Genomic DNA, 1,525 nt, shown 5'->3' with positions numbered 1-1,525 from the left:
GCAGGCCCGGGCCGACCATGTCGGAGACGAAGGTCTGCCGGGCCGGGTTGTCGAGCACGGGGACGACGGCACCTCGGGCGACACGAGCGCGGAGCCGGACGACGGCGCCGCGGAACGCGCGCGGGAGGCCGCCCACGCCGCCCGCGACCGTGAGGCCGCCTCGACCGCCAAGGTCGGCACCTTCGCCTCCCTGAAGATCCACAACTACCGGATCTTCTTCGCGGGCGCGGTCGTCTCCAACACCGGCACCTGGATGCAGCGCATCGCCCAGGACTGGCTGGTCCACACCCTCACCGGCTCCGCCGCCGCCGTCGGCATGACCATCGCCCTGCAGTTCCTGCCGATGCTGCTCTTCGGCCTCTACGGCGGCGTCCTCGCCGACCGGGTCGACAAGCGCAAGCTGCTGATCTGCACTCAGGCGTCCATGGGCATCACCGGCCTCGTGCTCGCCGCCCTCACGCTCTCCGGCAACGTCGAGGTCGTCCACGTCTACGCGCTCGCCTTCATCCTCGGCGTCGTCACCGTGCTCGACAACCCGGCCCGGCAGACCTTCGTCTCCGACATGGTCGGCCCGGGCCTGCTGCGCAACGCGGTCTCCCTCAACTCCGCGAACTTCCAGACCGCGCGCATCGTCGGCCCCGCCGTCGCCGGCGTCCTCATCGGCGCGGTCGGCAGCGGCTACGCCTTCCTCTTCAACGGGCTCTCGTTCATCGCGCCCGTCACCGGCCTGCTGCTGATGCGCACCGCGGAGCTCAACTCCGCCGAGCGCGCGCCGCGTTCCAAGGGCCAGCTGCGGGAAGGGCTGCGCTACGTCGGCAGCCGGCCCGACCTGCTCTGGCCGATCGTGCTGGTGGGGTTCATCGGTTCGTTCGGCTTCAACTTCCCCATCTGGGTCGTCGCGTTCACCGACCGCATCTTCGACGCCGGGGCCGGCACCTACGGCCTGTTGAACGCGCTGATGGCGGTCGGCTCCCTCACCGGGGCGCTCATCGCGGCCCGTTGGGGCACCAGCCGGACCCGCTGGACCGTCGCCTCGGCCGGACTCTTCGGCACTCTGCTGATGGTGCTCGCCGGTGCGCCCACCCTGTGGATCTTCGCCGCGCTGCTGATCCCCACCGGGCTGGTCGGCATGACCTTCATGATCAGCGGGAACACCAGCCTCCAGCTGGCCAGCGACCCCGCCATGCGGGGCCGTGTCATCAGTCTCTACATGATGGTCTTCCTCGGCGGGACGCCCTTCGGCGGTCCGCTCATGGGCTGGCTGACCGACAGCTACGGGCCGCGCGTCGCCCTCGTCCTCGCGGGCGCGATCTGCGCCACCGCCGCACTCGGCGTCGCCATGGCGCTGGGCCGGGTCGGCGGCCTGAAGCTCCGGGTCCGGCTGCGCCGCGGGGAACCGCTGCTCGCCTTCGTCCCGCGCCACCCCGCCAAGGGGACCGACGCCGCCGCCGACCTGCCCGCCGACGCCCCGGTGAAGGACGGTGCCGCGACCGGCGGGACCACGGGCCGGCCCGCGCCCGCCGGG

The 1,525-nt window shown here is 72.5% G+C and carries 1 protein-coding gene; it reads left to right on the top strand.

Annotated features, from left to right (window positions below):
• Nucleotides 1-190: 190 nt before the first annotated feature.
• Nucleotides 191-1,525, top strand: a 1,335-nt coding sequence (locus HCN56_RS25485) for an MFS transporter (RefSeq protein WP_245247034.1), incomplete at its 3' end; no start/stop codon positions are given.

It is taken from the genome of Streptomyces lonarensis (assembly GCF_012033735.1).
GTDB classification, from domain to species: domain Bacteria; phylum Actinomycetota; class Actinomycetes; order Streptomycetales; family Streptomycetaceae; genus Streptomyces; species Streptomyces lonarensis.
This window is presented reverse-complemented; position numbering and strand designations above follow the sequence as displayed.